At 32.7% G+C, this 15,357-nt stretch carries 15 protein-coding genes; 8 read left to right on the top strand and 7 right to left on the bottom strand.

What is annotated here, in order from left to right; all coding sequences use genetic code 11:
- Positions 1-32 precede the first annotated feature (32 nt).
- From J3S90_RS04880 to J3S90_RS04860, 5 genes are all read left to right on the top strand, one after another.
- On the top strand, positions 33-1,007 hold the full coding sequence (locus tag J3S90_RS04880) for a PorP/SprF family type IX secretion system membrane protein (RefSeq protein ID WP_210645112.1): 975 nt from the start codon (positions 33-35) through the stop codon (positions 1,005-1,007).
- A 153-nt stretch (positions 1,008-1,160) separates the two neighbouring features.
- Positions 1,161-2,348 carry a phosphoglycerate kinase gene (locus tag J3S90_RS04875; protein ID WP_210645110.1) on the top strand — a complete coding sequence of 396 codons (1,188 nt, stop codon included), beginning with the start codon at positions 1,161-1,163 and terminating at the stop codon, positions 2,346-2,348.
- Between the two features lie 298 nt (positions 2,349-2,646).
- On the top strand, positions 2,647-4,662 hold the full coding sequence (locus J3S90_RS04870; protein ID WP_210645107.1) for a LysM peptidoglycan-binding domain-containing protein: 2,016 nt from the start codon (positions 2,647-2,649) through the stop codon (positions 4,660-4,662).
- A 48-nt stretch (positions 4,663-4,710) separates the two neighbouring features.
- Positions 4,711-5,688, top strand: a complete 978-nt coding sequence (locus J3S90_RS04865) for a DUF4837 family protein (RefSeq protein ID WP_210645105.1) — start codon at positions 4,711-4,713, stop codon at positions 5,686-5,688.
- Between the two features lie 42 nt (positions 5,689-5,730).
- Positions 5,731-6,177 carry a GNAT family N-acetyltransferase gene (locus J3S90_RS04860; protein WP_188049242.1) on the top strand — a complete coding sequence of 149 codons (447 nt, stop codon included), beginning with the start codon at positions 5,731-5,733 and terminating at the stop codon, positions 6,175-6,177.
- Here J3S90_RS04860 and J3S90_RS04855 read toward each other — a convergent pair whose 3' ends face one another.
- Genes J3S90_RS04855 through rnpA form a run of 4 tightly spaced genes read right to left on the bottom strand, consistent with a single transcriptional unit; the run spans position 6,178 to position 9,884 of the window.
- Positions 6,178-6,987, bottom strand: a complete 810-nt coding sequence (locus J3S90_RS04855; protein WP_210645103.1) for an OmpA family protein — start codon at positions 6,985-6,987, stop codon at positions 6,178-6,180.
- Positions 6,984-8,621 carry a S41 family peptidase gene (locus tag J3S90_RS04850; RefSeq protein ID WP_210645101.1) on the bottom strand — a complete coding sequence of 546 codons (1,638 nt, stop codon included), beginning with the start codon at positions 8,619-8,621 and terminating at the stop codon, positions 6,984-6,986. Before J3S90_RS04850 ends, J3S90_RS04855 begins: the two co-directional genes overlap by 4 nt.
- Complete coding sequence (locus tag J3S90_RS04845; protein ID WP_236023881.1) at positions 8,621-9,460, bottom strand: DUF4349 domain-containing protein; 840 nt, start codon at positions 9,458-9,460, stop codon at positions 8,621-8,623. The genes J3S90_RS04850 and J3S90_RS04845 overlap by 1 nt, the downstream gene beginning before the upstream one ends.
- 43 nt (positions 9,461-9,503) lie before the next feature.
- Positions 9,504-9,884 (bottom strand): ribonuclease P protein component, encoded by a 381-nt coding sequence (gene rnpA, locus J3S90_RS04840; RefSeq protein ID WP_188049239.1) that lies wholly within the window; start codon positions 9,882-9,884, stop codon positions 9,504-9,506.
- A 124-nt stretch (positions 9,885-10,008) separates the two neighbouring features.
- Here rnpA and J3S90_RS04835 point away from each other — a divergent pair, with 124 nt between their 5' ends.
- The 3 genes from J3S90_RS04835 to J3S90_RS04825 all read left to right on the top strand — a co-directional run bounded on the left by J3S90_RS04835 (position 10,009) and on the right by J3S90_RS04825 (position 12,492).
- Entirely contained in the window at positions 10,009-10,746 is a 738-nt protein-coding gene (locus J3S90_RS04835) for a lysophospholipid acyltransferase family protein (RefSeq protein WP_188049238.1), read from the top strand.
- 16 nt (positions 10,747-10,762) lie between these two features.
- Complete coding sequence (locus J3S90_RS04830) at positions 10,763-11,752, top strand: acyl-ACP desaturase (protein WP_210645099.1); 990 nt, start codon at positions 10,763-10,765, stop codon at positions 11,750-11,752.
- Between the two features lie 86 nt (positions 11,753-11,838).
- The gene (locus J3S90_RS04825; protein ID WP_210645097.1) at positions 11,839-12,492 is read left to right on the top strand and encodes an HD domain-containing protein; all 654 of its coding nucleotides are present in this window, start codon (positions 11,839-11,841) and stop codon (positions 12,490-12,492) included.
- Between the two features lie 91 nt (positions 12,493-12,583).
- Here the strand turns inward: J3S90_RS04825 and J3S90_RS04820 are convergent, their stop codons facing one another.
- The 3 genes from J3S90_RS04820 to J3S90_RS04810 form a co-directional block, all read right to left on the bottom strand.
- Positions 12,584-12,988 (bottom strand): hypothetical protein, encoded by a 405-nt coding sequence (locus J3S90_RS04820; RefSeq protein ID WP_210645095.1) that lies wholly within the window; start codon positions 12,986-12,988, stop codon positions 12,584-12,586.
- A gap of 148 nt (positions 12,989-13,136) precedes the next feature.
- Positions 13,137-13,919: an enoyl-CoA hydratase/isomerase family protein gene (locus J3S90_RS04815; RefSeq protein WP_188049234.1), complete on the bottom strand. Its 783-nt coding sequence runs from the start codon at positions 13,917-13,919 to the stop codon at positions 13,137-13,139.
- Positions 13,920-13,929: 10 nt separating this feature from the next.
- Positions 13,930-15,345 (bottom strand): sensor histidine kinase, encoded by a 1,416-nt coding sequence (locus tag J3S90_RS04810; protein WP_188049508.1) that lies wholly within the window; start codon positions 15,343-15,345, stop codon positions 13,930-13,932.
- Positions 15,346-15,357 lie beyond the last annotated feature (12 nt).

Genomic DNA, 15,357 nt, shown 5'->3' with positions numbered 1-15,357 from the left:
TGATTGTATTCTCTTAATTGAAAAAAAATAGAATGAAAAAAATAATTGCCTCATTACTACTCTTGACTGTAACCTACAGCTACGGTCAAGAGTTAAATTTACCGGTTTTTACTCAGTATTTGGCTGATAATAACTTTGTCGTTTCTCCTACTTTTGCGGGTATAGGTGATAATTTTAGAATTAGAGCAAATGGATTGACGCAATGGGTTGGGATAAAAGATGCTCCCGATAATCAATCAGTTTATGCTGACTTTAGAATTGCTGATCAATCGGGTGTTGGTGTCTCTTTATACAATGACAGCAACGGATATACCAGACAAACCGGAGCAAAGGTTTCCTTTGCCCACCACTTGATATTAGATTATTATTCCAAGCAATATTTGTCTTTTGGTCTTTCGTATAACATCAACACATTTAAAATTGATATTGATAAGTTCAATACCACTTATGAACGTCCAATTCCAGATGCTGCGATAACCAATAACAGATATGTAGCCAACAATAACTTTGATGTGGGACTTTTGTACCGTAATAAAGGGTATTACATCAGTGTTAATGCTAGTAATGTTTTAAGCAAAAATGCAGATCGTTTTGTTGGAGTAGAGCCAACTTTACTTTTAAACTATCAGATCTATTCTGGATATGTTTTTAAAGTTCCAGGTGATGGAAGAGCCGAGATTGAACCTTCAACCTACATTCAGTATTTTGCAAGTGATAAGCGTTCTAGTACCGATTTAAATGTCAAGTACCGTAAGTACAATCGATACGATGATTATTATTGGGCTGGAATTTCATATCGTTTCTTAAACGATCAAGTAGCTAAACCTTTAAATGTTGGTCCCATGTTGGGTCTTAAAAAGTCAAGTTTTTATTTTGGATATTCCTACCAACTGACATTAAATCAACTAGCGGCTTATAATTCAGGAACTCACGTGGTAACCCTAGGATTTGATTTCTTACAAGGAGTTAGTAATTGTCCTTGTACGCAAAGTCCAGTCCATGATTAATGAATTCCTTTTTTAATTTTTTAATAAATTTTTAAAATAATTAAGCATTCAATTTTCAATTATAAGGTGTAATTCATCAATTTTCAAAAACAAACTCTTTTAAAAATTTTATATTTGTTGAGCTATCAATGAAAATAAACTAAAAAATAAACAATGAGAACTTTAAATGATTTTGATTTCAAAAATAAAAAAGCAATAATTCGTGTTGATTTTAATGTCCCTTTGGATGAAAATTTCAAAGTGACTGATGCCACGCGTATTGAAGCTGCAAAACCAACCATTGATGCTATTCTTGCCCAAGGTGGAAGTGTTATTTTGATGTCTCATTTGGGGAGACCTAAAGGAATTGAAGAGAAATATTCTTTGCAACATATTTTGGCAAAAACTTCTGAAATTTTAGGAGTGCCGGTTCAGTTTGTATCCAACTGTGTGGGAACAGAAGCTAATACTGCTGCAGCCAATTTGAAACCTGGTGAAGTACTATTGTTAGAAAACCTACGTTTCCATAGTGAAGAAGAAGCTGGAGATGCTGCTTTTGCAAAAGAGCTGGCTAGTCTGGGTGATATTTATGTAAATGATGCCTTTGGAACTGCTCATAGAGCACACGCTTCAACGACTATAATTGCTCAGTTTTTTCCAAAAGATAAATGTTTTGGTTTGCTGTTAGCCAAAGAAATTGAAAGCTTGAATAAAGTTTTAAAAAATAGCGAAAAACCAGTTACAGCAGTTTTAGGAGGATCTAAAGTTTCGTCTAAAATTACCGTTATCGAAAATATTTTGGATAAGGTGGATCACATGATTATTGGTGGGGGAATGACTTTTACTTTTGTAAAAGCACTAGGAGGTAAAATTGGCAATTCAATTTGCGAAGATGACAAAATGGAGTTGGCACTAGAGATCTTAAAACTAGCCAAGGAAAAAGGGGTTCAAATTCATCTTCCAGTTGATGTTGTGGCTGCGGATGCTTTTTCTAATGATGCAGCAACACAAATTGTAGCTGTTGATAAAATTCCGGACGGATGGCAAGGATTAGACGCTGGGCCAAAATCATTAGAAAAAATTAAAGAAGTAATACTAGCCTCTAAAACTATTTTATGGAACGGTCCGTTAGGCGTGTTTGAACTTGAAAATTTTGCAAATGGAACGATTGCCTTAGGTAATTTTATTGCTGAAGCAACTGCAAAAGGAGCTTTTTCTCTAGTTGGCGGAGGGGATTCTGTAGCAGCCGTAAAACAATTTGGTTTAGAAAATAAAGTGAGTTATGTTTCTACAGGTGGAGGAGCGATGTTAGAAATGCTTGAAGGCAGAGTATTGCCTGGTATTGCTGCAATCCTTGACTAATTAATAAACAATATAAATTCTTTTTAGTATTATAAAGCACCATAATATAGTCTTAAAAAACTGTTAAACAATTCTTAAAACCTTAACGATACTGTATTGTTAAGGTTTTTTTGTTTGATAAAATTACGAATAGTATCCTATAAACTATTTTCATGCAGAATTAGTCAAAAAATACGCACAATTAAGCTAAATATTGCATTTTTAACATTTTTTGCGCGGGATTTTAGATTTTAGCTATTATGTTTGTAAATTATGCTTTTTCTAATCATTTGAAATATAGCTATTTGATCACAACGTTATGACTATAAAAAATACCACCTTATCTTTTTTTCTATTATTTTCAGTACAGATATTTTCACAGCAGAGTTATGAAAACAGCGTAATTGATAAATTTGAACCTAAATTATCCTATCTTGATTCTATAAAGAAAACATTTGTTAAAAATGAATTAGCTGCCCGAGTAGATAGCTTATGGATGCAGGAACTGACAAGTTTAGACCTTTATAAAACAATATCAGATGACATTGAGACTATTAATATAGACGCCGATGTGGATTACGAATTGCCAAAGGATCTTTTAAAGGAAAGATTAGCGGCAATGGATGCCAAATCTCCTTTCAATATTGAGTACAATCAAGGTTTAGAAAATATTATCAAATCGTTTTTGAAAAATAGGAAAAAATCTTTTGAGCGATTAATGGGTTTTTCAGAATATTATTTTCCAATTTTTGAAGAAGCTTTGGCCAAACAAAATGTTCCACTTGAGATAAAATACTTAGCTGTTGTAGAATCTGCATTAAATCCAAGAGCAATTTCTAAAATGGGCGCCACCGGATTATGGCAATTTATGTATCATACTGGAAAGCAGTACGGTTTAAAAATCGATTCTTATATCGATGAACGCAGCGATCCTTTAAAATCTAGTGCAGCCGCCACACAATACATGACAAATATGTACAAAATGTTTGGCGATTGGGATTTGGTTTTAGCCTCCTATAATTCAGGACCTGGAAATGTTGCCAAAGCGATTCGACGTTCTGGTGGACAAAAAAATTACTGGAACATTAGAAAAAATTTACCCAAAGAAACGCAAGGCTATGTTCCCGCTTTCCTTGCTACAATGTATCTTTATGAATACCACAAAGAACATGGTATTGTACCACAAAGAGCAGCTGTTAAACATTTTGCTACCGATACCATTAGAATTAAACAACAAATCACCTTTAAACAATTAGGGGATTTGTTAGACGTTCCAATCGCACAATTGCAACTTTTAAATCCATCGTATAAACTTAACATTGTCCCTTTTTATAATGATGAAAATCACTATTTGAGACTTCCTCAAGATAAAGTAGCTATTTTTGCTTCTAATGAAGATAAAGTCTACGCTTACACGGAGTATCAACTAGACCAAAGAGAAAAGCCATATCAAGCCATAAAAGCGCTAGCTAGTAACAATAGTAATAATTCTAACTTTAAGACTTCTAAACTATCAAAAACCACTTATTACAAGGTAAAACGAGGAGACAACCTTGGTGCTGTAGCCAATAAGTATGATGTTTCTATTGCTCAATTAAAAAAATGGAATAATCTAAAAGGAAATGCAGTTGCTTATGGAAGAAGTTTAAAGATAATAACCAACCAGAATGAAGTGCAAGCCGTTAAGAAAGAAGTTAAAAATGATATTATTTCTGAAATTACTACTTCAAAAAATCAAGCTTTAGCTGCTAAGTCAAATAAAAATAGTGATGCGAGTCCCACAGATGCAGTTTCACAATATATCGTTCAAAAAGGAGATAATTTAGGTGCTATAGCCCAAAAGTATAACGTAACAGTAGCCCAACTTCAGGAATGGAACGGACTAATAAATAATAATTTGCAGTATGGCGTTGCTTTACAAGTCTCTCCAAAGGAAATGGAAACTAATGAAGAAGTAGTGGCTAAGCAAGAACGTAAGGATATCGAATACATCGTTCAAAAAGGAGATAATTTAGGTACAATTGCTACTAAATTTGGAGCTTCATTAACGGAATTGAAACACTGGAACAAACTTGCAGATAACACGCTTACTATTGGAAAAACATTAATTGTTGCCAAAGATGAGGTGGTAATTGTTACAGACAAAGCAACTGTTGATTCTTTTAAAAACAAAACTACAAAACAAGCCACAACGGATTATTACGTTAAAAAAGGAGACTCCCTTTTTAGTATCGCAAGAAAGTATCCTGGAACAACTATCGCTGATTTAAAAAAATGGAATGATATTAGCAATGAAGATATTAAACCTGGAATGAAGCTAAAAATAAACGGATAATACAATAAACTTCTATAAATTTGGGTTTTATTTCTTAATAAAGTAGTAATGAATAAGTCCCATTTTCTAATTATCTGTATTTCTCTTTTGTTATTTTCTTGTAAAAAAGAGAATGATGGTTTACCTCGTAAAACCAATGGGAAAATAAATACTATCTCCGTAATTATTGATGATCAATTATGGAATGGCGATGTGGGCGATAGCATTCGAAATAAGTTTGCCGCACCTGTAATTGGCTTGCCTCAAGAAGAGCCTTTGTTTAATATCAATCAATATCCCACAAAACTTTTAGAAGGATTTATGACTGATACGCGCGCGATTATCGTTGTGAAAAAAGATATACAAAATAAGTTTGAAATTCGTAAAAATCAATATGCCGCTCCGCAAAACGTATTTCATATTTCTGGAAAAACAAGTACTGATATTATTGATTGCATAGAAAAGCATGCGCCTCAAATGATTCAAATCATTAAACAAGCGGAAATAGAAGAGAATCAAAGAATCAATAGCCTTTCCTTAATTGATCCTAAAGTGATTGCTAATAAATTTCATATTGATATAAAAATTCCTTCAGGTTATGCTTATGTACTACAAAAAAGTAATTTTATGTGGCTCAAAAAAGAAATTATAGGTGGTAACAATAGTGTTTTACTATACCAAGTCCCACTTAGTACCATAAAAAAGCATGGTGATTTTGTAAGTTGTATTGTAAAAATGCGCGATTCTATTGGTAAATTATACATTAGTGGAAAAGAGCCCAATACCAATATGCTGACTGAAGAAGCGTATGCGCCTTATCTTTTTAAGAGTAATCACGACGGTAAAGAAACCTACGAAACTAAAGGAACTTGGCAATTAAATAATGATTTTATGTCTGGCCCTTTTATCAATTACGCCATTGTAGATCCCGACTACAACCGGATATTAGTTTTAGAAGGATTTTGCTATGCCCCATCAAAAGACAAAAGGGACTTAATGCATGAACTAGAAGCGATTATAAAATCAGTTGTAATCATCAAAAGATAGTTAGTAATTGCTTTTATTTGTAATTTAAAATTAAATAAACCTATGGAAATACAGTGGACAATAAAAACATTTGATGCGCTTTCTGTTCATGAACTGTACGATTTATTACAATTAAGAAGCGAGATATTCGTTGTTGAACAAAATTGTGTTTACTTAGATCTTGACGGTAAAGATAAAGTGGCTTTACATTTAATAGGTAAATATGATGATAATATTGTTGCACATGCCAGACTTTTTAAACCAGGTATTAGTTTTGATAATGCTTCTATTGGGCGAGTAACCGTTGCAATAAAGTACAGAGATAGAAAATGGGGACATGAGTTAATGCGCAACGCTATCAATGGAATTCAAGATCATTTTAACGAACAAAAAATAACTATAGGAGCACAACTGTATCTTAAAAGGTTTTATGAAAGTCACGGCTTTGTACAAACCAGCGAAATGTATTTAGAAGATGATATTCCGCATATTGAAATGATCAAAGGCTAACTAAATTTTTAATATTAAAAATTCAACACGGCGGTCCAATTCTTCTCCTTGGCCTAAAGGAAATTTATTGCCATATCCTGCATAACGCATTCTTAAGCTATTAATACCTTTGTCTAATAAGTATTTATAAACATTTTTGGCGCGATTTAATGAAAGTTTGCGTTGCAATGTTTCTTTATCAATAGCATCATTGAAATAAGATGGAGTACAACAGACGTGACCAATAATTTTAAATTCCATTGTCTTTTGTTGTTGTAATAAAGTTACAATTTTGTCCAATTCTTTTTTAGACTGTTCCGTTAATTTACTACTTCCCATTCTAAATAAAATTTTTTCAAGATAAATACGATCTCCTGTTTTATGGTTCTCTTGAAAGGAATTGTAAATCCCTTTTCCAAAACTATTTTTCTTAACAAGAAATAAATCGACTCTTCTGTTTTTGGAACGGCTTTCGGAGAGGTTAGATTCTTCTTCTTTTTTTAAAATAACGCGCCCTTTACCTTCAAAAATCATGATTTTATTTTTATTAAATCCTGCTTCAGTTAGGATGTTTTGAACGGTGTTGACTCTTTTTCTAGAAAGTTCGTAATTGTAATCATTGGCACCTCGATCATCGCAATAGCCATAAATCTGAATCGATTCTACTTTCGTAGTGTCGGTGTTTTTCAAAAAATTTAAAATCCCTTTTACTTGATCTTCATAAAGATTGAATTTGTCAAATTCGAAATATACGGTTTCCACAGGTTTATCCTGAGCTGACAAGCAGCTAAAGAACAGTAGAGCCAATATTTTGATTGACTTTTTTATCATGTTTTTAAAATCGAATTATAGGTTGCAGGAGTATTAAGAACGGTTGTTGCTCTTTTGATTTCTGCATTGTTTTGAATGTAATATTGGTACAAACCTTCTTGATATTGAAATCTTTTTATAATCTCATTAACAATCAAACTTTTTATTTCTTTTTGATTTTTATCTAATAAATTATTTTCGCTCTTTTGAAGTGCCGATAATAATTGTTGGTATTCTAATTGTATCGATTCGTCTAGTTTTTCTTTTTTGGCTATAGCCAAAGTGTTTTTCAAAGCCAATTCCGTTTCTGTATCAAACGAGATATTTTGAGTTTTCAAAAATTGTTTAAAGTCCGCATAATCGGTATCGGAAATCACAGGAATCTTGGATCCTAAATTAGGGTTTTTATAATAGTAAGAAGTAACATAATTAAAAATTCCGTCGTTGCGAATCAAAGCATTTGTAATCGGACTTGATTTTGCTTCTTCCATCTCAATATCGGGTTGAATTCCTCCGCCGTCATAAACAGTTCTCCCTTTTCTGGTTTTAAAGGCCGTATAATTTTTCTCCTCTGTTTTGATAGCCATTCCGTTTTGATCTTTCTTAGAATAATCTAAAGCTTGAATGCATCTTCCGGAAGGCGTATAATAGCGTGAAATAGTCACTTTTAGTTGCGTTCCAAAAGTAAGATCAACGGGTCTCTGAACCAATCCTTTTCCAAAACTGCGACTTCCTACTACAACCGCACGATCTAAGTCTTGTAAAGCGCCTGCTACAATTTCTGAGGCAGAAGCGCTTCTGTCATTCACCAATATAATCAACGGAATTTGTGTGTCTACCGGATCTTGGGTCGTTTTATAAGTACTATTGTGTTTTTCAATTTTTGATTTTGTGGTAACAATAATTTCATTTTTTGCTACAAAAAGATTGCAAATATTGACTGCTTCATTCAAAAGTCCTCCGGGATTGTCTCTAACATCTAATATAATGCGCTCTGCACCTTGTTTTTTTAGTTGTTCTAAAGCTTCTTTAGTTTCCTGAGATGCTTTTTTGCTAAAACGTGCCAATACAATATATCCTGTTTTGTCATCAATTTTAGCATAAAATGGTACTGATTTTATTTCGACTTCATCCAGAATGATTTGTGTAGTATTTGGTTTTCCTTGACGCAAGAATTTAATGTCAATTTTGGTATTCTTGGTTCCTTTAAAAAGATTAGAAGCTTCTTCTTTGTAATCCGCTAAAATGACGTCTCCAATCTGAATGATCTCGTCTCCCGCTTTTAATCCTGCTTTATCAGCGGGAAAATTTTTATAAATTTCCTTGATGATTAACTGCTCTTTTTTTCTGGTCAATAAAGCACCAATTCCTGTATATTCTCCAGTATTATTTATCTTAAAACGAAGTACATCTTGCTCGTTAAAATAGACTGTATAAGGATCCAAGCTGGCAAGCATTCCTTTAATTGCTTTATCCATTAAATCTCCAGGATTGGTTTCGTCTACATAATTTTTATTAAGTTCTTTGAAAAGCGTAGTGAAGATCTCTATTTGCTTGGCAATTTCAAAAAAATCGTCTTTAAAACTGCTGCCTATAAATAGAAAAGTAGCTGCTACAACGGGAATTATGAATTTTTTTTTAAGGAAAGAATACATTATTTTTTATTTTTTGTATTACGTCTATTTTTAATAAAATAAACTAAAACAGTTAGAATAATTAGAAAAGGCCAAATGCTAATCAAAACAATAAACACACTAGAAATACTGTTGAATCCAGATTTTATTGCGGTCCAGATTTTCATTCCGTAAGAACTTGTAACGCCACTCTCACCTGCAACGGGTTTGTAAAATTCAATAGTTAAGGTGCTAAAGGAAACGCGATTTTGCAAATAATTTAATTGTCCTTGTTTAGACTCTATTTCTTCGCGAATAGTAGAAAGCTGTGCTTCAATTTCAAGTATTTCAGAAACTTTATTTGCTTTTTTTAAAAGATCAAGATAGCGATTTTCTAGAACTTTTTTAGCTTTCAGTCGGGCACTCATATCAATAAATTCTGCAGTTACATCCTGAGAAGTTATTTCTTTATTATCAAAATAGGTAATTCCTTTAGAAACTTCAGTAAGAAAAACATCGAATTTTTGATTGGGAATGCGAATGATTAGTTTTCTAAATATAGAGTTATAATCCTTGCCTTCTGTATCATTTTGAATGGTTGCGTTTTGATTTTTTACAGCCTTTTGTATTTGAGTATATGTCGCTTGTAAATCATTAGTTTCAAAACGAATGTTTCCCTCTTTAATTATTTTTTGCTCGGTTTCTAGAGTTTCCGAGTCAGGAGTTGCGGTATCATTTTTTACAAATTTTACCTTCTCATTTTTTTTATCTAATACCGATAATGCATTTGTATCCTCATTGACGGATAAATTGTTTTCTGCTTTTTTACAATTGGAAAAAAGAGCCATTAAAAGTAACGGTAGAATTATTTTGTATTTCATTCATTAGGGATTTGAATGATAAAAATACAAAAAATAGAACAGCTTAGATTTCTTTTTTTATTTGTAGTAAAAACTTCTCGAATAACTGAATCGTTTTAGTATTGATTTCTTCGTAAGTAAGACGATCTTTAGTTTGATAAAAGAACATGAAGGAGTACGGTTGGTCTAAATTATCAATTAGTAAATGTTTGTTGAGTCGATAGGTTTCGCGAAGGATGCGTTTGAAATAATTTCTATCTACTGCTTTTTTAAAATTTTTCTTAGAAACAGAAACACCCATTTTGATTTTCTCCCCTTCGCCAAAAGTACCTGATTTATAGACTAAACGCAACGGATATTTTGAAACTGATTTTCCTTCAGTAAACAATAATCCAATAGTGATTTTACTTTTTAGCTTTTCGTTTTTTGGGTATTTGAAATTCATTTTAATATAAAAAGGCGTAAATTTAGAAGGGCAAAGTTACAATTAAACGATGAGGTGATATATTGTTTTGTATTTAAATAACCCTAAAAAATTATTTAGTACTTTTGTAGCTAATTTTTAAAGCATGCAAAAAATAGTTTCGTATCCCATTTCTGTTATTTATTATTTATTTTTTGGTCTAACATTGCTCGTATTTCACCCAATTCAGTGGATTTGTTTTAATGTCTTTGGATATCAAGCACATAAAATAAGTGTAGATTATTTAAATTTTTTCTTATTAAGATGTACCAATATTTTAGGAACAACTTATAAATTTGAAAATATAGAAAGTATTCCTAAAGATGTTCCACTTATTTTTGTGTCTAATCATCAAAGTATGTATGATATCATTGCAATGATTTGGTTTTTCCGTCGTTTTCATTGTAAATTTGTCAGTAAAAAGGAATTGGGCAAAGGAATTCCTAGTGTATCTTATAATTTGCGTCATGGAGGTTCTGTGCTTATTGATCGAAAAGATCCCAAACAAGCCATTCCTGCGATCAAAGGATTAGGAGAATATATTGAAACAAACCATCGTTCGGCAGTAATTTTTCCAGAAGGTACTAGAAGTAAAACGGGTAAGCCAAAAGAATTTGCACAAAGTGGTTTAAAAATTTTGTGTAAGTATGCGCCCTCTGCTTACGTAGTGCCAGTAAGTATAAACAATTCTTGGAAAGTCGTTAAATACGGGTTTTTTCCGTTAGGTTTAGGAAATCGACTTACCTTTGTGGTACACGAGCCATTAGCAGTTGCAGCGTATGATTTTGCTGAGTTAATGGAGAAAACAGAGAAAGCAGTTGTGCAAGGAATAAAATTTAATTAATATAAATTTATATATAATGTCAATAAAAAACATTCGATTAGAAGTAATGCAGTTTTTAGAAAAAAACGTAGAGAGCTTTGTCGATCAGTATCTTATTCCAGTAGAAAAAATATGGCAACCAACCGATTTTTTGCCTAATTCTCAAAGCGATACTTTTTTTGATGAGGTGACAGAACTACGTGAAATTGCAAAAGATTTACCATACGATTTTTGGGTAACTTTAGTTGGTGATACCATTACCGAAGAAGCATTACCAACTTACGAATCTTGGTTGATGGATGTAGAAGGGGTTGATAATGTCGAAAGAAATGGTTGGTCTAAATGGATCAGACAATGGACAGGAGAGGAAAATCGTCATGGAGATGTACTGAACAAATATTTATACTTGTCTGGTCGTGTAAACATGCGCGAAGTAGAAATGACTACCCAACATCTGATTAACGATGGTTTCGATATTGGAACCGGTAGAGATCCTTACAAAAATTTTGTTTACACTAGTTTTCAAGAATTAGCAACCTATGTTTCTCACAACAGAGTAGCACAAATGGCTAAAAAATATGGTGATAATAAATTGTCAAAAATGTGTAAAATGATTGCAGGTGACGAAATGCGTCATCATCACGCATATAGTGAATTTGTAAACCGTATTTTTCAGGTAGATCCTAGCGAAATGATGCTTGCTTTTCAATATATGATGAAAGCTAAAATCGTCATGCCTGCGCATTTCTTAAGAGAATCAGGGGAAAAAATAAGCACTGCTTTTGAACAATTTTCTGATTCCGCTCAACGAATTGGTGTTTATACTGCTTCTGATTATGTTGATATTATGCAAAAATTAATCGATAAATGGGAAATTGATAAAATAGGTGGTCTTACAGATGAAGCAGAAAAAGCAAGAGATTATCTGATGAAATTACCAGGTAGAATGGCTAAAATTTCTGAAAGATTAGTAATTCCGCAGGAATCTCATATTTTTAAATGGGTTGAACCTGCTGTTTTAAGATAAATTTTGAAGTTCTAAATAAAAACAAAATGTTGGATTTTGAAGTACTGACTTTAAAGTTCAACATTTTTTTTAATTATAAATAAATAATGATAAAGTCTGATTTGATAAGTAAAACCATTTCTTTCGTCAAAGCAAAACTAGAAAATGCCGAAGGCGGACACGATTGGTTTCACATAGAAAGAGTTTACAGAAATGCAATATTAATTTCTAAAAATGAAGTTTGCAATGCTACGATAGTTCAATTAGGAGCGTTGCTTCATGATATTGCGGATAGTAAATTTCATGATGGCGATGAGACTATAGGTCCAAAGATAGCGCGTGAATTTTTAGAGTCGCAAGAAGTGGATCAAGAAATAATAACTCATGTGATCCATATTATCGAAAACATCTCTTTTAAAGGAGGAAATTTCGAAAAGCAGTTTACTTCAAAAGAATTAGATATCGTTCAAGATGCAGACCGTCTAGATGCCATAGGCGCTATAGGAATCGCTAGGATGTTTAATTACGGTGGATTTAAAAACAGAACGATCTATGATCCTAAGATTGCTCCAAATACAAAAATGACTAAAGAAGAATACAAAAAGAATGATTCACCGACCATTAATCATTTTTATGAAAAATTATTCCTTTTGAAAGATAAAATGAATACGGAAACGGGTAAGGAAATTGCAAAAGCAAGACACCGTTATATGGAAGGTTTTTTGTCTGAGTTTTATGCAGAGTGGGAAGGAGAGAAGTAAGATTTGAGATCGTGGAATAACGATTTTAGATTTCAGATTTTTTGGATTGCTGATTTTAAAATCAAAAATCAGCAATCGTTAATCCAGAATCTTAAATCTGAATCCCTTTTTCCTTCATTTCAAGAATTACATCTGAAGCATTTTTAAAAGTTGGTGCTTGTTCTACAATAGTTCCTACTCTTTTCTTATTTAGCTTAAAAGTAATATCATTTTCAGTGGTAAATAATAAGGCGGTCAAAAACGGATTATTCATGTACGGAGCCAATACCATAAAGGCTTCGTCTATAGTGTGCGTCGATTCTATTTCTTCGGTTTTGTATTTTGCGGTAAGCGAAAGTGCAAAAACATCATTCTCTAATAAAACCGGACGAACATAGATATTTTTCAAATCAGTATCACCAATTGTTTTGGCTAATGTTAATTTAGCATAGGTTTTATTTTGAATACTTTCTTTAACTTTTTCCCAAAATTGGGCAAATATAGGTTGGTAGGACATATTATTGTATTTAGTATGTGGTGTAAAATTACAAAACGGGATCACAAAATTAGGTTTTGTAGATCAAACAATATGTTTTTGGAGTGAGATTATTTTAAAGAAACTTAATTTAAATAAAAAGAGAGCCTATTTGGCTCTCTTTTAGTTCTTACTTCCCAGTAAATACGGCTTTTCTTTTCTCTAGAAATGCGGTGGTACCTTCTTTGAAATCTTGAGTTCCAAAACATTTTCCAAAGGCTTTAATTTCGGTTTCATAACCATTTTTGCCTTCTTTGAAATTAGCATTAATTGCTTTTATTGCTTTGCCAATAGCATAAGGAGAATTTTTTAATATTTTACTTGCTATATCGTTGCAAAAAGTTAAAAGTTCTGCTTGAGGTACTACGTGATTTACAAGACCTGTACGGTAGGCATCATCTGCAGTAAGCATTCCTGCAGTCATAATCATTTCCATGGCACGACCTTTTCCTATTAATTGAGGCAAACGCTGTGTTCCTCCATATCCTGGAATGACACCTAATGAAACTTCTGGCAATCCCATTTTTGCATTATCTGATGCTATTCTAAAATGACAGGCCATAGCCAATTCTAATCCGCCACCTAAGGCAAAACCATTTACTGCTGCGATTACAGGTGTTTTTAAATTTTCAACAAAGTCAAATAATTTTTCTTGTCCTTCAGCTGCCAATTTTGTTCCTTCCTCGATCGAATAGTGGGCAAATTCAGAGATGTCTGCTCCAGCAACGAAAGCTTTTTCGCCACTTCCTGTCAAAATAATAACTTGAATTTCAATGTTTTTGTCTAACTTTTTAAAAGCTTTGTGCAAATCATTTATCGTAGCAACATTTAGAGCATTTAGCTTTGTTGGACGATTAATTGTAATGGTAGCAATATTATTTTCAATAGTAATTAAGATGTTTTCGTAGTTCATGCCGCTAGTTTTAGGTGTTAATAATAGGTAAGGAAACCGTAAATGTAGTTCCTTTTCCAAATTGAGTTTCAAAGGTAATTGTTCCTTTATAATTTTCGATAATGTTTTTTATAATTCCCAAACCAAGACCCATTCCACTGCTTTTAGTGGTAAATTTTGGCTCGAATATGCGAGCAATATCTTTGGGTTGAATTCCAATTCCGTTGTCTGTAAAAGTGATTAATACATTATTGTTTTCTTTTTTAATGCGAACAATAACCGATTTTTCATCTTGTTGTTCTGGAATGGATTGTATGGCATTTTTAGCCAAATTGGTTATAATTCGGATCAGTTGGGTACGATCAATTACGGATATAATTTTGGGTACTTCACTAATGACTTCTATGTACTCTTCATTAAAAATATCCATGGCAAGCTCGACAACCTCAACAACATTCAAGGTCTCATTTTGCTGTGCTGGCATCGAGGCAAAGTTCGAGAATGCCGAAGCTACAGCAGTCATTGTATCAATTTGTTGAATTAGAGTCTCGGAGTAATCATTCATTTTTTGTTTGACACTTGGATCATTGGGATCAAATTTTCTCTGAAAACTCTGTACCGTGAGTCGCATTGGCGTAAGCGGATTCTTGATTTCATGTGCCACTTGTTTGGCCATTTCGCGCCAAGCTTCTTCGCGTTCGCTTTGTGCAAGTTTTAAGGCACTTTTCTCTAACTCATCTACCATACCGTTATATGAGTTTATCAAAAGGTTTATCTCTTTGCTGCTGGCTTCTAAAACGATTTTCTCATTTTTTTGACTTAAACTCGTTTCACTTAATTTGTCGGAAATGGTTTTTAGTGATTTTGTGATGTAGGAAGAAAGGAAATAGGCTAATGCAAAAGCCATAATTAGCATGAAGGAATAGACTTGACCCAACCGAATTAGAAAACTATTTAATTCGTTTTCATAGTAACCGTCATCCTCTACATAGGGTAAATTTAAAATTCCCAATGGTTTGAATTTATCATCTTTTATTTGGCTAAAAGCAGAACGATTCTTTTTTCCGTCAATGGTTTTAATGTCTACATATCTTTTTTCAATGGAGGAGCGAACTAGTTTTAAAATATATTTGGGTATTGGAGGAGCTACTTTATCAACAGAAAATGATTCTTTGGATGACTTTAATAGCTTTCCGTCTAAACTGTAAATATTAATTTCGACGTTGTGAATGTGGGCTAATTCATGAATTTTATCTTTGAAGATCAAGTCTAAATTGCCAGTAGTAAGAGGATAAGTAGTAGTCGAAAGGATAAAATTGATGTGCTGTTTTACTGCATTTTCATTTCTTTCTAATCGTTGTTGGTGGTAAACTTTTGCTTCATTCTTGAACTGAATGATCGAAATAGAAGCCAAGATAACAGAAGCCATTAATATCAATACAATCATCGAAAGGAAAAT

Source organism: Flavobacterium flabelliforme, from assembly GCF_017948675.1.
GTDB lineage: Bacteria > Bacteroidota > Bacteroidia > Flavobacteriales > Flavobacteriaceae > Flavobacterium > Flavobacterium pygoscelis.
Note: the sequence above shows the minus strand (reverse complement) of the source record. Positions and strands in the feature narration are given on the sequence as shown.